The 21,884-nt window shown below is 69.0% G+C and carries 15 protein-coding genes; 11 read left to right on the top strand and 4 right to left on the bottom strand.

Translation table 11 applies throughout. The features are described 5' to 3' along the window. The first annotated feature begins 28 nt into the window (after positions 1-28). On the top strand, positions 29-2,941 hold the full coding sequence (locus BDD16_RS14000; protein WP_179634518.1) for a PAS domain S-box protein: 2,913 nt from the start codon (positions 29-31) through the stop codon (positions 2,939-2,941). A 79-nt stretch (positions 2,942-3,020) separates the two neighbouring features. After that, positions 3,021-3,686: a response regulator gene (locus BDD16_RS14005; RefSeq protein WP_310733995.1), complete on the top strand. Its 666-nt coding sequence runs from the start codon at positions 3,021-3,023 to the stop codon at positions 3,684-3,686. On the opposite strand, the gene BDD16_RS14010 is transcribed toward BDD16_RS14005, so the two are convergent. Beyond that, positions 3,678-4,964, bottom strand: coding sequence for a sensor histidine kinase (locus BDD16_RS14010; protein WP_179634519.1), 1,287 nt, complete (start codon positions 4,962-4,964; stop codon positions 3,678-3,680). The two genes, BDD16_RS14005 and BDD16_RS14010, sit on opposite strands and share 9 nt — an antisense overlap. Positions 4,965-5,137: 173 nt before the next feature. On the opposite strand from BDD16_RS14010, the gene BDD16_RS14015 reads away from it, so the two are divergent. The 4 genes from BDD16_RS14015 (at position 5,138) to BDD16_RS14030 (ending at position 14,183) form a co-directional block, all read left to right on the top strand. Next, on the top strand, positions 5,138-9,100 hold the full coding sequence (locus BDD16_RS14015; protein ID WP_179634520.1) for a PAS domain-containing hybrid sensor histidine kinase/response regulator: 3,963 nt from the start codon (positions 5,138-5,140) through the stop codon (positions 9,098-9,100). 34 nt (positions 9,101-9,134) lie between these two features. Next, entirely contained in the window at positions 9,135-11,291 is a 2,157-nt protein-coding gene (locus BDD16_RS14020; protein WP_179634521.1) for a putative bifunctional diguanylate cyclase/phosphodiesterase, read from the top strand. A 212-nt stretch (positions 11,292-11,503) separates the two neighbouring features. Then, positions 11,504-12,901 carry an undecaprenyl-phosphate glucose phosphotransferase gene (locus tag BDD16_RS14025; protein WP_179634522.1) on the top strand — a complete coding sequence of 466 codons (1,398 nt, stop codon included), beginning with the start codon at positions 11,504-11,506 and terminating at the stop codon, positions 12,899-12,901. Positions 12,902-12,950: 49 nt separating this feature from the next. Next, entirely contained in the window at positions 12,951-14,183 is a 1,233-nt protein-coding gene (locus BDD16_RS14030; protein ID WP_179634523.1) for a porin family protein, read from the top strand. Between the two features lie 47 nt (positions 14,184-14,230). Here the strand turns inward: BDD16_RS14030 and BDD16_RS14035 are convergent, their stop codons facing one another. Beyond that, complete coding sequence (locus BDD16_RS14035; protein ID WP_179634524.1) at positions 14,231-15,556, bottom strand: UDP-glucose dehydrogenase family protein; 1,326 nt, start codon at positions 15,554-15,556, stop codon at positions 14,231-14,233. A 330-nt stretch (positions 15,557-15,886) separates the two neighbouring features. Between BDD16_RS14035 and BDD16_RS14040 the strand changes: the two genes are divergently transcribed. Further along, on the top strand, positions 15,887-16,792 hold the full coding sequence (locus BDD16_RS14040; protein ID WP_218897810.1) for a DNA ligase: 906 nt from the start codon (positions 15,887-15,889) through the stop codon (positions 16,790-16,792). A gap of 36 nt (positions 16,793-16,828) precedes the next feature. After that, positions 16,829-18,289, top strand: a complete 1,461-nt coding sequence (sbcB, locus tag BDD16_RS14045) for an exodeoxyribonuclease I (RefSeq protein WP_179634525.1) — start codon at positions 16,829-16,831, stop codon at positions 18,287-18,289. Between the two features lie 37 nt (positions 18,290-18,326). On the opposite strand, the gene BDD16_RS14050 is transcribed toward sbcB, so the two are convergent. Further along, positions 18,327-18,551: a hypothetical protein gene (locus BDD16_RS14050; RefSeq protein ID WP_179634526.1), complete on the bottom strand. Its 225-nt coding sequence runs from the start codon at positions 18,549-18,551 to the stop codon at positions 18,327-18,329. A gap of 68 nt (positions 18,552-18,619) precedes the next feature. On the opposite strand from BDD16_RS14050, the gene ylqF reads away from it, so the two are divergent. Together ylqF and BDD16_RS14060 are read left to right on the top strand one after the other, a co-directional pair. Continuing rightward, positions 18,620-19,630: a ribosome biogenesis GTPase YlqF gene (ylqF, locus tag BDD16_RS14055; protein ID WP_179634527.1), complete on the top strand. Its 1,011-nt coding sequence runs from the start codon at positions 18,620-18,622 to the stop codon at positions 19,628-19,630. A 120-nt stretch (positions 19,631-19,750) separates the two neighbouring features. Next, the gene (locus BDD16_RS14060) at positions 19,751-20,827 is read left to right on the top strand and encodes an acyltransferase family protein (RefSeq protein WP_179634528.1); all 1,077 of its coding nucleotides are present in this window, start codon (positions 19,751-19,753) and stop codon (positions 20,825-20,827) included. Positions 20,828-20,857: 30 nt separating this feature from the next. On the opposite strand, the gene BDD16_RS14065 is transcribed toward BDD16_RS14060, so the two are convergent. After that, entirely contained in the window at positions 20,858-21,355 is a 498-nt protein-coding gene (locus tag BDD16_RS14065) for a hemerythrin domain-containing protein (RefSeq protein ID WP_179634529.1), read from the bottom strand. Positions 21,356-21,505: 150 nt separating this feature from the next. On the opposite strand from BDD16_RS14065, the gene parS reads away from it, so the two are divergent. After that, positions 21,506-21,883: a type II RES/Xre toxin-antitoxin system antitoxin gene (parS, locus tag BDD16_RS14070; RefSeq protein ID WP_179634530.1), complete on the top strand. Its 378-nt coding sequence runs from the start codon at positions 21,506-21,508 to the stop codon at positions 21,881-21,883. Position 21,884 lies beyond the last annotated feature (1 nt).

Raw genomic sequence — 21,884 nt, forward strand, 5'->3', positions numbered from 1 at the left:
GCCTCGGTGCGCTGCTTACACTGGCGGCATGAAGCTGCCCCTTGCCCTGCTGGATGCCCTGGTCGAGTCCGTGCTGGTCTTCGATGACTCGGCCCGGCTGGTCCACGCCAACCAGGCCGCCCTGCGCCACCTGCCCTGCGAACCCGGCATGAACCTCGCGGATCTCGGCCCTGCGCTGGGCCAGCCGCTGCAGGACCGCCTGCGCGCCGTGCTGGCCGGCGGGCGGATCGATGCCTACTTTCCGCCCGGCAGCGGCGCCGGATCCGGCCCGGTGCTGTCGCGTCTGGACAGTGGTCCCTGGGTGCTGTGCCTGCCGCCGGAAAGTACCGCCTCGGCGCCGTCCCGCATGCCGCTGACGCTGATCGAGCGGCCATTGCGCGAGTTGCGCGCGATGCTGTGGGCTGCGCCGTTTCCCGCGATGCTCCAGGACGAGGACTTCCGCCTGCTGGACGTCAATGACGCGTTCCTCGCCCTCACGGGCCGCACGCGCGAGGCGCTGATCGGCACCGACCCGATCGCGCTGAGCCCGTCCGACGAACGCGACATCACCCGCCAGGACCGCGACCGGCTTGACCGCGAGGCGGCCGAGTCCATCGGCCCGGCACTGCGCGAGTCGCGCCTGATCGACAGCGATGGCCGCGCCCGCTGGGTCCGGTCGACGCGGTACGCCACGGGAGGCGGGGTGATGGGCGGGCGCCGGCTGCTGATGACGGTGCTGCAGGACACCACGTCCGAGCACGCGGCGCGCGAGCAGGCCGAGCGCTTCTCGCGCGAACTGGACCATTGGTTCGACCTGAGCCCGATGGGCATGGCGCTGTTCGATGACCGCGGGCTGGTCCTGCGTGCGAACCAGGGTTTCGAGGCGCTGGCCGGCGGGCCGCTGGTGGACCTGAGCGAGGCCTCGGCGCCGCTGCGGGCGCTGCTGAGCTGGACGCAGGGCGCGATGGCGCAGCCGATGGCGCCGGGCGGTGCCTGGGTCAGCAGCGAAGGCGCATTGCCGCATGCGGATGGCCAGACGCGCTGGGTGCGGGCGCTGCTGCGCTGTGACGAGGTCCGGGCTGGGCGCCGGCGCTACATGTGCATGCTCGAAGACCGCTCGGCCGAGGACGAGCGCGATCTGGCCCAGGCGCGGGCGGAGCAGCTGCTCGGCGAGCTGTCGACGATCCTGGAAAGCTCGCCGGCCGGCATCGCCTCGCTGCACGGCGAGGTGCTCTTCCAGTGCAACAGCCGCTTCGAGCGCATGCTGGGTCTGGCGCCGGGGACGGCGGTCGGCGGCACCATCCGCCGGCTGCTGGCGGGCGGGGCGCAGGGCGCGCTCGACCAGCTGGACGCGGTGCTCGACCGGGGCGAGCAGTACGAGACCGAGGTGGTCGTGGAGGACGAGGACGGCGCACGCCACTGGTACGCCGTCACCATCCGCCGCACCGGCCCGGCCGGGCGCCAGCCGCTGGCGATCGTCGTGCTGTCCGAGATCACGCGGCTGAAGACGCAGCAGGCCGAACTCGCGCACCTGGCCGGCGAGCACGAGCGCATGGCCGGCGTGCTCGGCCAGCAGGCGGACCGCACACGCGCCGTGCTCGATTCGGTGCTGGTCGGCATCGTCACCGCGGACGAGCAGGGCCGCATCTCCTGGCTCAACCGATCGGCGCGCCGCATGTTCGGCGGCGACCTGGGCGACTTCATGGGCCAGCCGCTGCACATCGTGGCCACCGACGAGGCTGGGCATCCCTTCCGGCGCACGGTGCCGCTGTTCGGCGAGCTGCGCGACGGGGAGGCGCTGCAGTTCGAGTGCCGGGTCCAGGCGCGGGATGCGCGCACCTTCTGGGTGGTCGGCAACGCGGTGGCGACGCTGGGGCTGCAGGGGGGACGCGAGATGACCTTCGCGCTGATGGACATCGACCAGCGCCGCCAGGCCGAGTCACGCATCGCCGAGGCGCAGGCTTCGCTGCAACGCATCATCGAGGCGGCGCCGATGGCCATCACGGTCTGCGACGCGGCCACGCTGCGGGTGCTGCAGATCAACCGCGCAGCGGCGGCACTGTGCGGCCTGCCGGCGCCCGCCGCGGTCGGGCGTTCGCTGGTCCAGATCCATCCGCCCGTGGCCGGCGCCAGCCTGCAGTCCGACATCGACGAGGCACTGGCGCATCCGCAGGTGGTCACGCCGCGCGAATACCGCATCGAACGCGACGGGCGCGTGGAGATCTGGGACGCCCGCTTCCTGCCGCTGGCGCGTTCCGAAGACCGTGTCGACCAGCTCCTGATGGTGGCCACCGACGTCACCACGCAGCGCGAGGCGCAGCGGGCCGAGCTGGAAGCGGCGATCGCGCGGCGCGACATGCTGGTGCAGGAGGTCCACCACCGCATCAAGAACAACCTGCAGGGCGTGGCGGGCCTGATGCAGCAGGCGGTGGTGCGCTATCCGCAGGTGCAGCCCATCATCGCCGAGGTGGTCGGGCAGGTGCAGGCGATCGCCCAGGTCTACGGGCTGCAGGTCGGCAACACCGGGCTGCTGGCGGTGCGCAGCGTCATCGAGGCGATCGCGCAGTCGGTGCAGCGCACCTTCGGCCGCACGATCGCGCTGACGGTCGAAGGCGAGCCCGGCTGGCGCTGGCTGCTGCCCGAGGGCGAATCGATCCCGATCGCGCTGGCCCTCAACGAACTCTTCACCAACGCGGTCAAGCACAGCCCGGCCGGTTCGGTGGTGGTGTGCCGCTTGCTGCTGGAGCCGCAGGCGGTGCGGGTCGAGATCGGCAACCAGGGACGGCTGCCGGCGGAATTCCGGCTCGACCGCCGGCCGGACACCGTCTCGGGTCTGGGGCTGGTGAGTGCCTTGCTGCCGCGGCGCAGCGCCACGCTGTCACTGACGCAGCAGCAGGACCAGGTGGTCGCGGCGGTGCGGCTGGCGCCGCCGGTGGTCCGGCCCGAAAGCGCAACCCCTTGAGGCGGGGCGGTACCGCCAGAGGCGACCTGCGCGACAATCCTGTTCTGGTTTTCCCTTCAATCCACCCAGGATGTTCATGGTGTCAGACAAGTCGGCAACTTCCCCGCGCGGGCGGATTCTGGTGGTGGACGACGACCGGCTCGTGCTGGCCACGGTCGTGCATGGCCTGAAGCACGCCGGCTTCGACATCCTCGACGCCGACAACGGCGACGACGCCATCCTGCTGGCCCGCCAGCACCGGCCCGACCTGGCGCTGCTCGACATCCGCATGGACGGCATGAGCGGCTACGACGTGGCGCACTACCTGCGCGAGGCGCTGCAGATCCCGTTCATGTTCCTGTCGGCGTTCTCGGACGAGGCGACGCTGGCGCGCATCCAGGCACTCGGGGCGCTGGCGCTGCTGGTCAAGCCGCTGGACATCGCGCAGCTGGTGCCGGCGGTGGCGTCGGCGCTGGACGAGGTGCGCCAGCGCAGCGGTGCGCCAGCACTGGAGGCCGAGGCGGCGGTGGTGCCGCAGCCGGAGACCGGCGTGCGCGCAGAGGTCGAGGCGACGCCCGACGCGCCTGCGCTGCCGACGGTGGTGGCGATGGCTGTCGGCATCGTGATGCACCGCTTTTCGCTGGCACGCGGGCCGGCGCTGGAGCGGCTGCAGCGACTGTCTCTCCAGGAAGGGCGTGCGCTGGAGCGGACCTGCACCGCGATGGTCGAGGCGCTGGAGCAGCTGGCACTGCCGGGCTCACTCTGAGCGCGTTGCTCCGCCGAGCGTGAAGTAGAAGGTCGCGCCTTCATTGACGGCGGCTTCGGCCCGGATCTCGCCCCCGTGGCGGCGGATGATGCGGCGCACCGATGCCAGACCGACGCCCGTGCCGGGGAACTCGGTGGCGCCGTGCAGCCGCTGGAAAGCGCCGAACAGCTTGCCGGCGAAGCGCATGTCGAAACCGGCGCCGTTGTCGCGGACGAAGAATTCCGGGCGACCTGCCCCGTGCGTGGTGCCGAACTCGATGCGGGTGACTTCGCGGCGGGAGGCGTATTTCCAGGCATTGCCCAGCAGGTTGTCCAGCATCGCGCGCAGCAGGACCGGGTCTCCCCGCGTGGCCAGTCCGGCTTCGATGCGGATCTCGGCCTGGCGTTCGGGTGCCTGCTGGCGCAGCTCCGCCATCACCTGGGTGGCGAGGTCGGTCAGGTCGACCGGGACCGGCTCGATCGCCTGCGTGGACAGCCGCGACAGCGCCAGCAGCGAATCGATCATGCTGTTCATGCGCGCCGCGGCGCCGAGCACGCGCTCCAGGTGGTCGTTGCCGACGCGGTCGAGCAGGTGGCCGTAGTCCTCGCGCACGATGCGGGTGAAGCCCTCGATCACGCGGATGGGCGCGCGCAGGTCGTGCGAGACGGTGTAGACGATGGCCGAGCGGTCGTCGTCCGCAGGATCGCGCATGGGGGGCGGGGCTGGCGTGGGTGGAGCGTCGATCGCAGGAGGCTCCACGGCCGGCGTGGAGGGCGGCATCCACAGGATGCAGCAGTGGCCCGGCAGGTCCAGGCGCTGCACGCCGGCGTCGTGTGTCTGGGTCAGGCTCTGCGCCAGCCACTCGCTCACCATCCGCCCGAGCGCGGGTGAATCGGCGGCAGGCAAGGTGGCCTGGGCCGCGTTGTTGGAGGCCAGCACCTGCGGTGCGGCATCGCCCGTGCGCACGAGCAGCGCCGGTCCGGGCAGGCCGCGCAGCAGCCGGGTCTGCAGCGCGAGCGACTGCGCGGTGGTGAGCCGCAGCCCGTCGGGCGCGGCGGCGGGTGCGGCAAGGTGCGCAGCGGAGAGCGTGGACGTTCGGGCGCTGCGGTGCACGACCCAGCCCATGGTCGCCAGGCCGATGCCCAGCAGGGCCATCGCCCAGCCGAGCCGCGCTTGCGCGGTGGACGGGCTCAGCGACTGGGCCAGCCACTGCGTCGATACCAGCAGGGCCAGTGCAGCCAGACACAACAGGATGGCCCGTGTCGCAGGGCGCCATCCGGACTCGGGGGGTGACGACATGTCAAGGATTGTAGGGACTGGTTTCCTGACGAGCCGGCACCGTTGCAACGAGTCGGACACCCTGCGCGAGACTTCGGCGAAATTGCGCGGTTGAGTCGACCGGTGCGTCGGGCACAGGCCGGGCTGCACCTATGCTTGCGCCTCCGATCTGACCAACCCTGCCCAAGCCTGCCATGCCCTCCACCGACGTGACATTGGCGCCCGCGGTGCACGCGGCGCTGATGCTGCCGCCGACCGACGATGCCCGCACGACCGACCACCCGTGGGCGCTCGACATCTGCGTGAGCACCCCTGGTGCGCTGGAGGCGCCGGACGGGCTGATCACGGTCTCGGGCGACACCGATGCCGATGTCCTCCCGCGCATCTCGGACGCGCAGGCCCAGACCCAGGCCCTCCTGCTGTCGCGCCGCCTGCATCTGGCGGTGACCTTGCAGGAGGGCCTGTGCCTCGTGGCGCCCGTGCTGCGCCTGTGGCTGCGGGCAAGCGGATCCTGCCTGCTGCGCGTGAGCGACTGGAGCGAGGAGGGCGCACTGGTGCAGCCCTGGGTGCTGCGCGACAGCGCCACCGAAGAGCTGATCGATCTCGGCCAGATGGCCACCACCCATGCCAGCGAGGCCCCGCTGGGCACGGCGCTGGCGCTGCTGCGGCCGGTGCTGGCCGTGCTGGCGCCGGCACAGCCGAAGCTGCCCTGGCGCCCGGACGGAGTGCGCGAGGTGCTGGCGCTGCCGGTGGTGCACCGGCAATGCGCCGTCGCCGCCATCGAGTTCCACAACCCTGCCGAGTCGACGCCCGCGCTGCGGCAGCTGCTCGAACTGGTCGGCCTGCACCTCGGGCATCTGGCGGCCCGGGACGAACAGGTGCGCGATGCGGAACTCTCGGCCCAGCGGCTGGCGCGGGTGGCCCTGCTGGCGGCACGGGTTGGCCGTGGCGCGGTCATCACGGATGCGGAGGGGATCATCGAGTGGGCGCATCCGGCCTTCGTGCAGGCGACTGGCCACTCGCCCGGCAAGATCTGCGGCCGCACCCTCTGGGACGTGCTGCTCGGGGACGCCGACGACACCCGGCTGGCGCTGCTGCTGCGCGATTGCCTGGTGCGCGGCGACGACTTCGTGCGTGAATTCGTTGCCCGGCGTGGCCGCGACGACATGCTGCCGGGCGATCCCTACTGGCTGGAAATCGACGCCCAGGTCGTTGTCGATGAAACCTCCGGGCGGCCGCAGGTGGTCTGCGTCTGCCGCGACATCAGCGACCGCAAGGAGCGCGAGTTCGGCATCGACGAGGGGCGGGCGCTGCTGGCGGTGCTGACCGAGCACATCCCGATCAGCCTGGTGGTGCTGGACGCGGAGCGGTTCCGGGTCGTCTCGCTGAACCGGCACGCGGAGCTGGAGTTCTCGGCCCACAGCGCGCAGGTCGGCGGCTGGGATCTGGACGAGCTGCTCGGGCACGGCGTGCAGCAGCGGGTGCAGGCCTGCCTGACGCGGGCGGTGGACAGCCACGATGCCATCGAGCACGAGTTCGAGCGACCCGCCGCCGACGGGGACCGCGTCATCAGCGCCCGCTACGTTGCCGTGCGCAACCGGCTGGGGCGCCCGACGGTGGTGATCTGCCAGCTGCGCGACGTGACCCAGCAGCGCCGCGATGCCCAGCAGCTGCGCGAGTCCGAGGAGCGTTACCGCGAGCTGGTGGAGTCGATCGACGAGGGCGTGTTCGTCACCGATCCGCACCGGGACAGCTACTTCTACATCGGCGCCCGCGTGTACGACATGCTCGGGCTGGTGGCGTCCCAGGTGCTGCCGCATGCGGAACTGCTGCCGCTGCGGGTGCTGCCGGAAGACACGCCCCTGCTGGAGCAGCAGCGGCTGGACGAGCCGCACTCGGTCAGCACCGACGTCACCGTGCGCATCCGCCATCCGCAGCGCGGCGTGCGGTGGCTGCGCCAGCGCACGCGCACCCGCGTGCTGCAGGACGGCGAGATCCGGGTCTACGGGCTGATCGACGATGTCTCCGAGGAGCGCGAGCGCGAGCTGCAGCTGCAGGCGGCGCGCGACGCGGCCGAGGCGGCCTCGCGCGCCAAGAGCCAGTTCATGGCGACGATGAGCCACGAGATCCGCACCCCCATGAACGGCATCCTCGGCATGACCGAGCTGCTGCTGGGCACGGCGCTCAACGACCGCCAGCGCCGCTTCGCGCAGGCGGTCTACCGCTCCGGCGAGAGCCTGCTGGAGATCATCAACGACGTGCTGGACTTCGCCAAGATCGAGGCCGGCAAGCTGGAACTGGCGCCGTCGGAGTTCTCGCTGCGCAGCGTGGTCGAGGACACGCTGGAGTTGCTGGCGCCGCGCGCGCACGAGAAGGGTCTGGAGCTGAGCTTCCGCGAAGCGACCGGCCTGCCGGCGACGGTGCTGGCCGATCCGCTGCGTCTGCGCCAGGTGCTCACCAACCTGGTGTCCAACGCGATCAAGTTCACCGAGCACGGCGAGATCACCGTCGATCTGAACCACGCGCCCGCGTCGGCTGCGGGCAACGTGCTGCTGGTGTTCACGGTGCAGGACACCGGCATCGGCATCGCGACGGACATGCTGCCGCGCCTGTTCAACGCCTTCACGCAGGTCCACGTCGGCCTGTCGCGGCGCTATGGCGGCACGGGGCTCGGCCTGGCGATCTCGCGCCAGCTGGTCGAGCTGATGGGCGGGGCGATCACCGTGCGCAGCCAGCCGGGTGTCGGTTCGGCCTTCAGCTTCACGCTGCCGGTGAGCGCCGGCAGTGGCGATTCGTCGCTGACCCAGGGGCTGGGGGACGCGACCACCATGCCCAGCATCCGCGTGCTCGTGGTCGATGACCATCCCACCAACCGCACCGTGCTGGAGAACATGCTGACCGCCTGGGGCCTGCGCGTGACGCTGGTCGGTGATGGCGCGCAGGCGCTGCAGCTGTTGCGCACGCTGCCACTGGACGAGTCGCCCTTCGATCTGGCGCTGATCGACTGGCACATGCCGGGCATGGACGGCATCGAGCTGGCGCAGCGCCTGCGCGCAGAGGGGCTGATCGGCCGGACGCAGCTGGTGCTGCTGTCCTCGGTGGCCGCGCCCGACGATGTGCGGGTCGCGCAGGAGGCCGGGTTTGTCCGCTTCATCCACAAGCCCGTGCGCAAGGCCGAGCTGCGCCAGGCCATCCTCGGTATCGCCGCCGCCCGCCAGGAGGGCGAGGTCCGCATGCCGCAGCTCGGTGCCTCGGTGCTGGTGGTCGAGGACAACCCGGTCAACCAGGAAGTCATGAACCAGATGCTGCAGCGCATGGGCTGCAGCGTGCGGGTGGCGGGGTCGGCACTGGAGGGCCTGGGTGCCCTGTGCGAGGACCTGTTCGATCTCGTGCTGATGGACATCCAGATGCCGGGCATGGACGGTGTGGAGGCGCTGCAGTGGCTGCGGCGCGGCCCGACGCCCCGCTTCACCTTCCTCACGCCGGCGCAGACCCCGGTCGTGGCCGTCACGGCGAATGCCCTGGAGGGGGACGAGGAGCGGTTCCTGTCGCTCGGCTTCGATGCCTACCTGTCCAAGCCCTACCGGCAAGGCCAGCTGCTGGCGGTGCTCGGGCGCTATGTCGGCAACCGGCTGGGCCGGCGCGGACAGCGCGACATCGAAGCCGCCGCCCGCACCGCGCCCGGCGCGCTGACCGGGTTCGGCGAGCGGGGCCACTTCTCCGACGGTCTGCAGACTCCGCCCGAGCCCACCCTCTTTCTGGCGCTGGAAGACGATCCGCCGCTGTCGCCAGCCCCGCCGCTGCTGGATGCGGTTGCCCTGCAGCGCCTGCACGATCTCGATCCCGGTGGACGCAACCAGCTGGTGCGCCGGGTGATGCAGGCGTTCGACGCGTCGATCAGCCGGCTGATGCCGATGCTCGGGGCCGGTCCGCTCGGGCTGGACCCGGCGTCGGTGCTGCACGTGGCCCACACGCTGCGGTCGTCGGCGAACAGCCTGGGGGCGCTGCAGTTGTCCGCACTGTGCGCGGACATGGAGCAGGCGCTGCGGCGCGGCACCGGCATGACCGGACTGTTGCCGCGCCTTGAGGCCTTGCGCAACGAGATGCAGCGTGTGCAGGAGGGTGTGCGACACCGCCTGTCCATGCAGACCGACTGAGCAGGATCCACGATTGAACCAAGAGCATCCCGCCATGGCGCCCGGCGCCGACCGCCAGCCGCGCATCCTGCTGGTCGACGACGACGAGGTGAACCTGCTGCTGACCGGTGCAGCGCTGCGCGAGCGCGGGTTCACGGTGCACGAGGCCACCGGCGGACTGGCGGCGATGCGCATGCTGGCCGACTGGTCCCCCGATGTCATGGTGCTCGACGCGGTCATGCCCGGCATGGACGGGTTCCGGACCTGCGAGGCGCTGCGTGACCTGCCCGGCTTCGAGCTGATGCCGGTGCTCATGCTCACCGGGCTCGACGACGAGGCCTCGATCGAGCGGGCCTTCGACGCGGGCGCGACCGACTTCTTCGTCAAGTCGCACCACTGGAGCCTGCTGGCAGGGCGCCTGCGCTATCTGCTGCGCACCTCGCACATCCAGATGGAGCTGCTGCGCAGCCGCGCCAAGCTGGCCCGTGCCCAGGATCTGGCCCGCATGGGCAGCTTCGACTGGCGCCTCGGCGGTGGCATGCAGCTGGAACCCGAGGCGCTGCGCGTGATCGGCCACGGACCGCGCGCGCCGCTGTCGGTGCCGGAGATGATGCGGCTGCTGGTGCCGGGCGCCCGCCGAGCGATGGCGCCGCTGCTGCGCGATGTCGTGCGGCATGGCACGGTGCTCGACAGCGATGTGACGATCCGCCTGCCGGACGGGCGCGAGCGCATCGTGCACGTCGAGGCCGAGCCCGAGTTCGACGACCAGGGCGGGCTGTGTGCCTACGCCGGCATCATCCAGGACGTGACCGACCGGCGTCTCATCGAGGACAAGATCCGGCATCTGGCCAACTTCGATGCGCTCACCGGGCTGCCCAACCGGCGCCAGCTGATCTGGCGCGCCGAGCGCGCCCTGGAGCAGGCGCGCCGGATGGGCCACGACTTCGCGCTGCTGCTGATCGACCTCGACCGTTTCAAGAACATCAACGACACGCTCGGCCACGGGCAGGGTGACGAGCTGCTGGTGGAGATCAGCCGGCGCCTGCGTACCTGTGTCCACCACTGCGACCAGATCGCCGACATGAGCATCGATGCGACCGTGCTGCGCTCGCACCGCTCGCTGGAAGCCGTGGGACGGCTGGGCGGTGACGAGTTTGTCGCGCTGTTGCCCGAAGTGATCGACGAGGCCCAGGCCGTGCATGTGGCGCAGGGCATCCTGCAGGCGATGCGCGAGCCGGTGGTGCTGGGCGGGCGCGAGTACTTCGTCACCGCGAGCGTGGGCATCGGCCTGTTTCCGCGCGACGGGATCAGCGTGGTCGACCTGCTGCGCAACGCGGACGTGGCGATGTATGCGGCCAAGTCCGGCGGTCGCAACGCAATGCAGGTCTACCGGCCGCATCTGGCGGGACAGGGCCGCGAGCGGCTGGAGCTGGAAAGCGCGCTGCACAAGGCGATCGAGCGCAACGAGCTGGTGCTGCATTACCAGCCCAAGGTCCGTGTCGGTACCTCCACCGTGGTGGCCGTGGAGGCGCTGATGCGCTGGCGGCGCGACGGCGTGCTGGTGCAGCCCGGCGAGTTCATCCCGCTGGCCGAGGAGACCGGCCTGATCGTGTCCATGAGCGAATGGGCCATCGGCGAGGTGGCCCGCCAGATCGGCGTCTGGCGCGATGTGCACGACGTGGAGCTGAGCGTGGCGGTGAATCTGCCGAGCCGGGCCTTCGAGCGCTCGGACCTGATCGATCTGGTGCGCACCGCCACCGAGCGCCACGGGCTGGCGCCGCGCGCACTGGCGCTGGAGATCACCGAGACGGGCCTGATGCAGAACCTGGACCGCGTCATTCCGGACCTGCACCGCCTGACCCAGATCGGCGTGGAAATTGCCATCGACGACTTCGGCACCGGCTACTCCTCGCTGGCCTACCTGACCCAGCTGCCGATCAGCGAGCTGAAGATCGACCGGTCCTTCGTGTGCGATCTGGGCGTGAAACGACAGAGTGCGGCGGTCGTCACGGCCGTCATCGCCCTGGCGCGCTCGCTGGATCTGAAGGTGGTGGCCGAGGGGGTCGAGACGGCGCAGCAGCGGGATGTGCTGTTGCGCCTGGGCTGCGACGAGATGCAGGGCAACCTGTTCGCCTGCGCCATGACACCGGAGGAGCTGATCCGGTGGCTGCACGCCTGGGCGCCGCGGTGGAGCCATCCCCTGATCCCCTGACATGAGGGGGGGTTCACGGCACTAGTGCCGATACTGCTTGCCAGGCTGAAAAAAGCGGACATTTTCTCTGTGGACAATAGAAGCTCCACTCTGCGGGCTGTCTGCCATGCCGTCCGATGTACCTCGACCAGTCCGTTCCCGATGCCGTTGACACCCGGGTGCCCGAGCGGCTTCGCGGGCTCCGTGCGTTCGAGGCGGGCATGGGGCCTGCCATGACCGCGGGTCCTGCCGACTCCGGCAGCGTGTTCCCCAGGGCGCCGCAATCGGTGCCGGTCTTCGTGGCGGCGCTGGCCGAGCCGCTGCTGGCGGTGCTGTGCCTGCTGCTGTCGTCGCTGTGGCTGAGCCAGTCGGTGGACCGCCCGGTGCTGCTGCTTGGCGTGTTCACCATGACGCTGATGTTTCCGGGCACCAACCGCTTCTACGAGCGACCCTCGAATTCGGCCGTCGACATCGTCACGGCCTGGGCGGCCGTGGTGGCCATCCTCTTCCTGTGTGGCCATGCGTCCGACAGCCTGCAGTTTTTCCGCCTGGATGTGGCGGTGGTCTGGGTCGTCAGCACACCCGTGGCGCAACTGGCGTTCGTGCTGGCGGGCCGCTGGCTCATGCGCCGGTTCGCGGCGCAACCGGCCCACCGGCGTCCGGCGCTGGTCATCGGTGGCGGTCCGCTGGGAGCCAGGATCGCCGAGGCAATCCTGGCGCGGGCGCCGTACGGGCACGACCTGGTCGGCCATGTGGAGGACCGGCATCCGGACCGCTGTGACGAGCGGGTCCGCGAGCGGCTGCTCGGCGGACTCGAGGACCTCCCGGCGCTCATCCGCGCGCACCACATCCGGGATGCCTACATCACCTTCGCGCTCAGCAACCAGCCCCGCATCCGCCAGATGATCTCGGTGCTGCAGGACGCGGCCGTGTCGATCTACCTGGTGCCGGATGTGTTCGGTGTCAACGTGATCCAGGGCCGCATGCGCAACATGGATGGCGTGCCGGTGGTGAGCCTGCTGGAAAGCCCGTTCGTGGGGCTGAACGGACTCGTCAAGCGCCTGACGGACATCGTGCTGGCGAGCCTGATCCTGGTCCTGATCGCGCCGGTGCTGCTGGTGGTGGCGATCGGCGTGAAGCTTGGTTCGCCCGGACCGGTCATCTTCCGGCAGCGGCGCAACGGTCTCGATGGCGACGAGATCGTGGTCTACAAGTTCCGCTCGATGCGCGTGATGGAAAACGGCCCCCAGGTCACCCAGGCCACCAAGGGTGATCCGCGGGTCACCCCGTTCGGTGCCTTCATCCGCCGCACCTCTCTGGACGAGTTGCCCCAGTTCGTCAATGTGCTGCAGGGCCGCATGAGCATCGTCGGCCCCAGGCCGCACGCGGTGGCCCACAACGAACAGTACCGGCCGATCATCCGCTCCTACATGGTGCGCCACAAGGTCAAGCCCGGCATCACGGGCTGGGCCCAGGTCAACGGCTGCCGCGGCGAGACGGATGTGGTCGAGAAGATGGCCGCCCGGGTGCACTACGATCTGGAGTACCTGCGCAACTGGTCGCTTGGACTGGATCTGCGCATCATCGCGCGGACGGTCCGGCAAATGCTCTTCGATCGCAGTGCCTACTGACTTCCGATTTCATCCCTCCCACTATCCCACCCACATGACAGGCCGGACCATGTTCAAGATGACTCTACCGCAGCAGTTTTCCGTGCGCCCGCTGGCGCTGACACTGGCCGGCTTGGCCTGCCTGGTCGCCGGCAGTGCCCGTGCGGAGACCAGCCCGTACTACCTCGGTGTCTCGCAGCGGTTCACGCACAACAGCAACGTGTTCCTGAACACGGACGCACTGGCCAAGTCCGACACGATCTCCTCGACCGGCGTGCGCCTGGGCCTCGACCAGCCCATCAGCCGCCAGCGACTGACGGCCACCCTGAGTGCCAATGCGAACCGCTACAGCAAGCTGAGCACGCTCAACAACACCGACTACGCCCTCGACACGCGCCTGGACTGGGAGACTGTCGAGCGGCTGTCGGGCAATGTGGCGCTCTCCTCGCGCCAGAGCCTGCCGACGGATGCGGCCGCGCTGTCCAGCGGACTGCGCAATCTGCTGACCGTCCACAGTGCCAGTGCCCAGGCCACCCTCGGGCTGGTCACCATGTGGAGCTTCGATGCGGGTGCGGCCCTGTCGCGTGCACGCTATTCCGAAACCACCTACGCCCGCAACAACGTCAACCAGGCGTCGCTCAATGCCGGTGTGCGCGTCACGCCAGCCAGCGGCCTGACCCTGCGGACCGGTCTGCGGCACGCCAATGTCGACTACCCGAACACCGGCAACGAGGTCCGTCGCAACGACCTGGACTTTTCGGCCATCATCAACCCTGGTGGTGCCAGCGTGTTCAATGGCCGTGTGAGCCTGACGAAGGAACACCAGTCGCTCGCGGATCGCAGCACGAACAGCTGGACTGGTGCGCTGGGCTGGAACTGGAAGCCCACCGGCAAGCTCTCGACCAGCCTGAACCTGACGCGCGACGCCAGCAATGGCGCCTACGACTTCACGACCGGCGCCATCAACGTCGCCGCTTCCAACAGCGCGATCACCACGACGCTCGGGCTGACCACGCAATGGGAGGTCACGTCCAAGGTCGCCATGACCGGCAGTCTCTCGCATGCCCGCCGCTCCCTGGACAACTCGCTGACCATCGGCAACGGCGTGTTGCCTTCCTCCGCCAGCGACCGCACCAGCAGCCTGGGGCTGAACGTGCAGTACGCCGTGCTGCGCAATGTGGATGTGGGCTGCGGGGTGCACTGGAGCGAGCGCAGCGTGCCGTCGATGAGCGGCAGCTCCACGCTCACGGTGCCCTACAGCGTCACGACGTACACCTGCTTCGGTCAGGCGCTGCTGCGATGAAGAAACGGGCGCCTCGGCGCCCGTTTCTCGTCCCGCCATCGGGCGCGTCAGTTCCGGCCGATGGAGAGATAGGTCAGCCCGAACGAACGGATGAGCTCCGGCTCGTAGAGGTTGCGGCCGTCGAAGACGATCTTGTCCTGGAGGCTGTCGCGGATGGCCTCGAAGTCGGGCGTGCGGAACTCCTTCCACTCGGTGACGATGAGCAGCGCATCGGCGCCTTCCAGGGCCTGCTTCTGCCCGTCGGCATAGCTCAGGCCGTCCCAGCCGGTCATGACACGTTGCGCTTCGGCGGCCGACACGGGGTCATAGGCCTGCACCTTCGCGCCACGCTTGAGCAGCTCGCCGATGATGACCCGGCTCGGTGCCTCGCGCATGTCGTCGGTGTTGGGCTTGAACGCCAGGCCCCACATCGCGAAGGTCTTGCCCGACAGGTCTTCGCCGTACCTGGCGACCACCTTGTCGACGAGGACCATCTTCTGCTCCTCGTTGACCTCCTCGACCGCCTTGAGCATCTTCGAGGGGATGCCCATCTCGGCCGAGGTCATGGCCAGCGCCTTCACGTCCTTGGGGAAGCACGAGCCGCCGTAGCCCGCACCCGCGTACAGGAAGTGCGTGCCGATGCGCGGATCGCTGCCGATGCCCACGCGCACCAGTTCGATGTCCGCGCCCACCTTCTCGGCTAGGCGCGACAGCTCGTTCATGAAGCTGATGCGGGTGGCCAGCATCGCGTTGGCGGCGTACTTGGTGAACTCGGCGCTCTTGACGTCCATGATGAACAGGCGGTCGCGGTTGCGCACGAAGGGCTGGTAGAGCGCGCGCATCAGCAGGATGGCGCGCTCGTCCTCGGCGCCGACCACGACGCGGTCCGGGCGCATGAAGTCGGCGACGGCCGCGCCTTCCTTCAGGAATTCCGGGTTCGAGCAGACGGCGAACTCCATCTCCGGCAGGCCGCGCTTGGCCAACTCGTCGGCGACGGCGGCGTGCACCTTGTCGCCCGTGCCCACCGGCACGGTGCTCTTGTCGACGATGACCTTGAAGTCGGTCATCGAGCGGCCGATGTTGCGCGCGGCGGCGGTGACGTACTGCAGGTCGGCCGAGCCGTCCTCGTCGGGCGGGGTGCCGACCGCGATGAACTGGATGGTGCCGTGGGCGACCGAGCGTTCGATGTCGGTGGTGAACTCCAGGCGGCCGGCGGCGACGTTGCGGCGCACGACTTCGAGCAGGCCGGGTTCATGGATCGGGATGCCGCCGTCGTTGAGGATCTTGATCTTGGCCGGATCCACGTCCAGGCACACCACGTGGTTGCCCATCTCCGACAGGCACGCGCCTGTCACCAATCCGACGTAGCCGGTGCCAATGACGGTGACTTTCATTGCTTCTCTACCCTCAAGGTTGCTGGATCAATCTGGTGTTGTAGCCGATCGAGTCGCCTGCACGACCCCGTCGATTCGAGGGCGTGCTGCATGCGTGGCCCGGAGCGTTCCAAGGTCACGATCTGGTGTGTTCTTCCGGCTCACTCTGCCGAGTGTAGATGCCCTGCATGACGTGGAGCCTGAAGCCCTGTCACTGCGTGTTTTCCCTGTCCCCCATTTCTCCCCCCTCGGAACTGGTGTGGTACGGAATGGTTCGATTCATGATGCATGGCAGAGAGAAAAATGAAAAATGCGCAGGACTGAACTTTCACGGAGCAGGGGAGCTTGAACATGTCGATCATGGGCGAAATGCGTCGTCGTCGGGGGCTGCTGGTGGCAGGTCTTGGTGGGCTGGTGACCTGGCTGGGGGCCATCTGGGAGGTGGTTGCCCAGACCCAGCCGGTGGTGCCGGAGCGCATCGGGCAGTCCTCGGGTGTGCTGCTGGCGCGAACGGCAGATCCCGATGTCGATCCGGATGGATTCCTCGTGAGCGAGAAATTCGACGGGGTCCGTGCCCTGTGGGATGGACGGGCGCTGCGCACCCGCACTGGCCAGGTGCTGGATGCGCCGAAGGATTTTCTGGCGCGCCTGCCGAACGAGGCCCTGGACGGAGAACTCTGGCTCGGTCGTGGCCGCTTCGACGAGGTGTCGTCGCTGGTGCGCAAGCGCAGGCCCGAACACGGGGCCTGGAGCCAGGTGCACTACATGGTGTTCGAGATGCAGCGCGCCGGAGGACGGTTCGATGAACGGGCCGCCCGCATCCGGCAGGTGGTCGAACTGGCGCAGTGGCCGCAGTTGCATGCGGTCGATCAGGTCGTGGTGGCCGACCGGGCGGAACTGCGGGAGCGTCTGCGGGAAGTGCTCGACGTCGGTGGCGAAGGCCTGATGCTGCACCGGGCCGATGCGCCCAACCTTGGCGGGCGCAGCGAGGTGCTGCTCAAGCTCAAGCCGGTGCACGATGACGATGCGCAGGTGATCGGCTATACGCCGGGGCAGGGCCGTCTGGCGGGGATGCTCGGTGCCTTGCAGGTGCGCAACGCCGATGGTGTCGTCTTCCTGGTCGGCTCCGGCTTCACGGACGAGGAGCGGCGCACGCCACCTCCCATCGGCTCCCTCATCGTGTACCGGTTCCGCGGCCAGACCAGCCACGGCGTGCCGCGCTTCGCCAGTTTCGTGCGCCGCGCCGACGGGCTCTGATCTGCGGCGTTTTCCTGATCGGTTAAGGTGCCGCCCATGGCTGATTCCACATTCCTCTGGCACGACTACGAAACCTTCGGGCGTGTGCCCCGACGCGATCGCCCCGCCCAGTTCGCTGGCATCCGCACCGATGCGCAGCTGCAGGAGATCGGTGCGCCGGTCATGTTCCACTGCCAGCCCGCGCCGGACTATCTGCCCGATCCCGAGAGTTGTCTCCTGACGGGCATCCTCCCCCAGCACTGTCTGGAGCAGGGCCTGCCCGAACACGCCTTCGCCCGCGCCATCGAGGAGCAGCTCGCCCAGCCCGGCACCATCGGCCTGGGCTACAACTCGATCCGCTTCGACGACGAGGTCACCCGCCACCTGTTCTGGCGCAACCTGATCGATCCGTACGCGCGCGAGTGGCAGAACGGCTGCGGGCGCTGGGACCTGGTCGATCTCGTGCGCTGTGCCTGGGCCCTGCGCCCCGAGGGCATCGTCTGGCCGCGCCATGAAGACGGCCGCCCGTCCTTCAAGCTCGAACACCTGACCGCCGCCAATGGCATCGCCCACGAAGCGGCGCACGACGCGCTGTCCGACGTGCGCGCCACGCTCGCGCTGGCCCGCCTGATCCGCGACCGGCAGCCGCGGCTGTTCGACTTCTGCCTCGCGCTGCGCAAGAAGGACGCCGTGGCCGCCGAGATCGACCGTGCACAGCGCCAGGGGCAGCCCTTCCTGCACGTCTCGGGCATGTACGGTGCCGAGCGTGGCAACCTGGCGGTGGTCTGGCCGCTGTCCACGCACCCGACCAACAAGAACGAGCTGATCGTCTGGGATCTGGCGCACGACCCGGCCGAACTGCTGGGCCTGAGCGCGGCGCAGATCCGCGAGCGCCTGTTCACCCGCGCCGACGCGCTGCCCGAAGGTCTCACGCGGCTGCCGATCAAGACCATCCACCTCAACAAGTCGCCGGTCGTGATCGCCAACCTCAAGACGCTGTCTCCCGAGCGTGCAGCCCACTGGGGCATCGACATGGCCCAGTGCCTGCGCCACGCGGACACCGCTGCGGCGCAGGTGCGCACGCTGGGCGGGATCTGGCAGGAGGTCTATGCCCGGCCGGTGGTGGAGGGTGCGCCGGCGCCCGATGTGGATGAAGACCTCTACGGCGGCTTTCTCGACAACGAGGACCGCCGCCGCCTTGTGCGCCTGCGCGGGCTGAAGCCGGACCAGTTGCCCGCGGGCCGTGCGCCAGCCTTTGACGATCCGCGGCTGGACGAGCTGTTCTGGCGCTACCGGGCCCGGAATTTCCCCGAGACCCTGACCGACACCGAACGCCAGCGCTGGCAGGCCCACTGCGCCGCGCGGTTGCTGGACGGGCAGGGCGGTGCCCAGACGGTGGCGCAGTTCTTCGAGCGCATCGACACCCTCGGCCAGGCGCACGAGGACGACGAGCGGGCCCAGGAGATCCTCGGCGCGCTCTACGACTACGCCGAGCAGATCACGCCGACCCGCGGCTGAGGTCTGCGTGCCGCTGCCAAGGCCGCCCGCGCCGGGTTCAGCGCTGGCTGCGCGCCTTGCGCTTGTCGATTTCCGTGAACTGTGACTTCAGCAGCAGCATGAGCGAGCGCGCATCCGCTTCGCTCATGCTCAGCACATGGGCGGGCTCCTGGCCCTCCGGGGTCGGGCGCGGCACCAGCAGGCCGTCGAACTTGATGTTGACCAGCCCGTGGTGGCTGGCAGCGGCCTTGTAGCGCTGGACTTCTAGGGTGTAGGTTTTCATCCCGTTATTCTCCCGTTGTTCCGCATCCCGTTCATCCCCCCGTTCCTCGACACAGAAAGATTTTGCAGATGTCCATCCAGTGGTTTCCCGGTCACATGCACCTGACCAAGAAGGCCATCACCGCGCGTGTCAAGGACGGCATCGACGTGGTGATCGAATTGCTCGACGCGCGTGCACCCGGCTCCAGCGCCAATCCGCTGCTGGCGCAACTGACGCAGGGCAAGCCGGCGCTCAAGGTGCTCAACAAGCAGGACCTGGCCGACCCGGCGCGCACCGAGCTGTGGCTGGCGCATTACAACAGCCTGCCCGAGACGCAGGCGCTCGGCCTGGACGCCAGCATCACCGCGCCCGCCCAGCGCCTGATCACCGCCTGCCGCGCCCTGGCGCCGCTGCGGGGCGGCATGGCCAAGCCGATGCGCGTGCTGATCTGCGGCATCCCCAACGTCGGCAAGTCCACCCTCATCAACACGCTGGTCGGCAAGCGCGCGGCCAAGACCGGCGACGAGCCCGGCATCACCAAGCTGGAGCAGCGCATCGCGCTGGCGAGCGACTTCTACCTCTACGACACGCCCGGCATGCTCTGGCCGAAGATCACGATCGAGAAGGGCGGCTACAACCTGGCGGCCACCGGTGCGGTCGGTCGCAACGCACTGGACGAAGAACTGGTGGCGGTCGAGTTGCTGGCGACCCTGCGTCGCGACTACGCCGGGCAGGTCGAGGCCCGCTACAAGCTGACCGACACCACGGCGCTCAACGACGAGGAACTGCTGGCCGCCATCGGCCGCAAGCGGGGCGCCGTGCTGGGTGGCGGCAAGATCAATCTGCAGAAAGCGGCAGAGATCGTCATCCACGACTACCGCAACGGCATCCTCGGGCGCATCACGCTCGAAACCCCGGAGGAGTTCCTGGTCTGGGCGGCCGAGGCGGCGATTGCCGAAGCGGCGCGGCAGGAACGCAAGGCGCGCAAGGGCCGCCGTGGTGCGACACCGCTGGCCGGCGAGGCTGAATCCGAGGATCCGGATGACGAATTTTCAACATCCGGCGATGAGGATGGTGTCCAGGGCGTAAGTCACGACTGATTTGTAAATATTGCATTCAGCTTCGCATCATGGTGCGTTCAGGTGTGCAAATGCGGGGGGGCATCCCCCCTTGCCGGCCTTCTAGACTGGCGCCCTGCACATTCAGCCAGGATCCACGCCATGAGCCAAGCACGTCCTTCCGATCCCCGAAGCCGGTACGACTGGGTCGATTTCGCCAAGGGGTTCTGCATCGTCGCCGTGGTCGCCATGTGGATTGCCGGGACGATGCAGGGGCATGTGGCGAAAGGGCAGGCCGGCTGGCTCGGCTACTTCGTCGTGTTCGCCAAGCCGTTCCGGATGCCGGACTTCTTCCTGATCTCGGGGCTGTTCCTGTCGCAGGTGATCGACCGTCCCTGGAAGCACTACCTCGACACCAAGGTCGTGCACTACCTGTATTTCTTCGTGCTCTGGACCGTGATCGTGCTGCCGATCACCTGGCTGCTCGGCCATGAAGCACCGGCCAATCTGGCCGACGCCGTGAGTGCGCTGCTCTACCACCTGTACGACCCGTTCGGCATGCTGTGGTTCATCATGATGCTGTCGGTGTACTTCGTGGCGACGCGTCTGCTGCGCCACGTGCCGGTCTGGATCATGTTGCCGGCGGCGGTGCTGATGTTCGTGTTCCCGCTGCACACGGGCATCTACCACGTCGACCGCTTCGGCATGTTCTTCCTGTTCTTCTACGTCGGGCACGTCTTCTCCGGCCGCTTCTTCGCGCTGGCCGACTGGGCGCGCGAACACCGCCGTCCGGCCATCGCCGGGCTGCTGGTCTGGGCCGTGGTCAATGCCGTGCTGGTCAAGCTGGCGCTGACCGAGTACCTGTCGGTGAACCTGCTGGCCGGCTTCATGGGCATCAGCGCGGTGGTGGTGATCGCGTCGCTGGTGTCGTCGCACCCGTGGGCGGGTTGGCTCAACACCCTGGGCAAGAACTCGATCGCGATCTACCTCGGCTTCTACCTGCCGATGATCGTCATCGTGCCGGCATTGCAGGCCTCGCCGATCGGCCGCAGCCCGAGTCTGGTCGCCACCATCTCGATGGTCTCGGTGATCGGCATCGCGATGGGGGCCTTCCACCTCGCCAACCGGATCGGGCTGGCCTTCCTCTACAACCGCCCGAACTGGATCCGCCTGGTGCAACCGGGCCAGCGTTCGGCGTCGGCCCGCGCGTCGGTACCGAGCGGCTCCGTGGCGTCCTGAGCGGATACGGTGCGGGGGGCGTGGCGCGGGTCAGCAGGTCGCGCTGCCACAGCCCGCATCGGCCGTCTCGGCGGCAACCGGTGGCCGGGCCATGGCGCCGGTCACCGTGTCGAAGCCCACTTCCTCCATGTAGCCGGCCAGCCCGGCATCCGCCGCCTGGGCATGGTTCTCGAACCACTGCATCAGCTCCGGCAGCAGGCGCCCGATCAGGTCGGTCTTGCCCTCGTCCACATGCTGGCGACGCACGTCCTGCAGCACCGCCAGCACCTGCGTGTGCTGCATCGAGTGGCAGTTCTGCGGCGCGAAACCGAGTGCGGCCATCCAGCGGTCCTCCTGCGCGAAGTGCTCGACGGTGTGCGCCACAAGCGCGTCATAGCGCGGCAGCAGCACCGTGTCCGACTGACCCAGTGCCGATTCGACCTGGACCAGGTGCTCGACGAACTCCCGGTGGGTGGCGTCCATCTGGGGCTGGCGGGTGAGCAGTTCGTCGTTCCAGGCGATCGCGGGGGTGGCAGGCGTGGCGGACATGGTGGTTTCCTCGTCGTTCTTCGGGGACACGGGGCGCGCGGACCGCGCCGAGGCGCGCACCCTATCAGACTGGCTGGTGCGCGCAGTTGACCCGGCGCAAATGGCATGCAGCGACACCATTTTGCCGTTTGGCAGTGGTAGGATGGCCAGATGGCAAACACGCTCCTCGATGCCCGCAACGCCGTGCGCCAGGGGCTGCCGTTCTCGGTCTTCGAGTCGGTGGCGTCTCAGCTGGACATGGCCCCGCAGCAGATGACGCAGGTGCTCGGCATCCCGCTGCGCACGCTGGCCCGCCGCAAGACCGAACTTCGCTTCACGCCGCAGGAGTCCGACCGGCTCTACCGCCTGACGCGCGCCGTGGAGATGGCCACCGAGGTGCTGGGCGATGCCGACAAGGCGCGCCGCTGGCTCAAGTCGCCGAACCGGGCGCTGGGCGGCGAAGTGCCCTTCGACCTGCTCGACACGGACATCGGCGCCCACCAGATCGAGGACGTGCTGCTGCGCCTGAACCACGGCATCTTCAGCTGAT

This window comes from Sphaerotilus montanus (assembly GCF_013410775.1).
GTDB lineage: Bacteria > Pseudomonadota > Gammaproteobacteria > Burkholderiales > Burkholderiaceae_C > Sphaerotilus > Sphaerotilus montanus.

Excerpts from the sequence above, each read along its gene's own strand:
- BDD16_RS14000 (WP_179634518.1), top strand. The coding sequence starts at position 29 with ATGAAGCTGCCCCTTGCCCTGCTGGATGCCCTGGTCGAGTCCGTGCTG.
- BDD16_RS14010 (WP_179634519.1), bottom strand. The coding sequence starts at position 4,964 with ATGTCGTCACCCCCCGAGTCCGGATGGCGCCCTGCGACACGGGCCATC.
- BDD16_RS14015 (WP_179634520.1), top strand. The coding sequence starts at position 5,138 with ATGCCCTCCACCGACGTGACATTGGCGCCCGCGGTGCACGCGGCGCTG.
- BDD16_RS14020 (WP_179634521.1), top strand. The coding sequence starts at position 9,135 with ATGGCGCCCGGCGCCGACCGCCAGCCGCGCATCCTGCTGGTCGACGAC.
- BDD16_RS14025 (WP_179634522.1), top strand. The coding sequence starts at position 11,504 with ATGACCGCGGGTCCTGCCGACTCCGGCAGCGTGTTCCCCAGGGCGCCG.
- BDD16_RS14030 (WP_179634523.1), top strand. The coding sequence starts at position 12,951 with ATGTTCAAGATGACTCTACCGCAGCAGTTTTCCGTGCGCCCGCTGGCG.
- BDD16_RS14035 (WP_179634524.1), bottom strand. The coding sequence starts at position 15,556 with ATGAAAGTCACCGTCATTGGCACCGGCTACGTCGGATTGGTGACAGGC.
- BDD16_RS14040 (WP_218897810.1), top strand. The coding sequence starts at position 15,887 with ATGTCGATCATGGGCGAAATGCGTCGTCGTCGGGGGCTGCTGGTGGCA.
- sbcB (WP_179634525.1), top strand. The coding sequence starts at position 16,829 with ATGGCTGATTCCACATTCCTCTGGCACGACTACGAAACCTTCGGGCGT.
- BDD16_RS14050 (WP_179634526.1), bottom strand. The coding sequence starts at position 18,551 with ATGAAAACCTACACCCTAGAAGTCCAGCGCTACAAGGCCGCTGCCAGC.
- ylqF (WP_179634527.1), top strand. The coding sequence starts at position 18,620 with ATGTCCATCCAGTGGTTTCCCGGTCACATGCACCTGACCAAGAAGGCC.
- BDD16_RS14060 (WP_179634528.1), top strand. The coding sequence starts at position 19,751 with ATGAGCCAAGCACGTCCTTCCGATCCCCGAAGCCGGTACGACTGGGTC.
- BDD16_RS14065 (WP_179634529.1), bottom strand. The coding sequence starts at position 21,355 with ATGTCCGCCACGCCTGCCACCCCCGCGATCGCCTGGAACGACGAACTG.
- parS (WP_179634530.1), top strand. The coding sequence starts at position 21,506 with ATGGCAAACACGCTCCTCGATGCCCGCAACGCCGTGCGCCAGGGGCTG.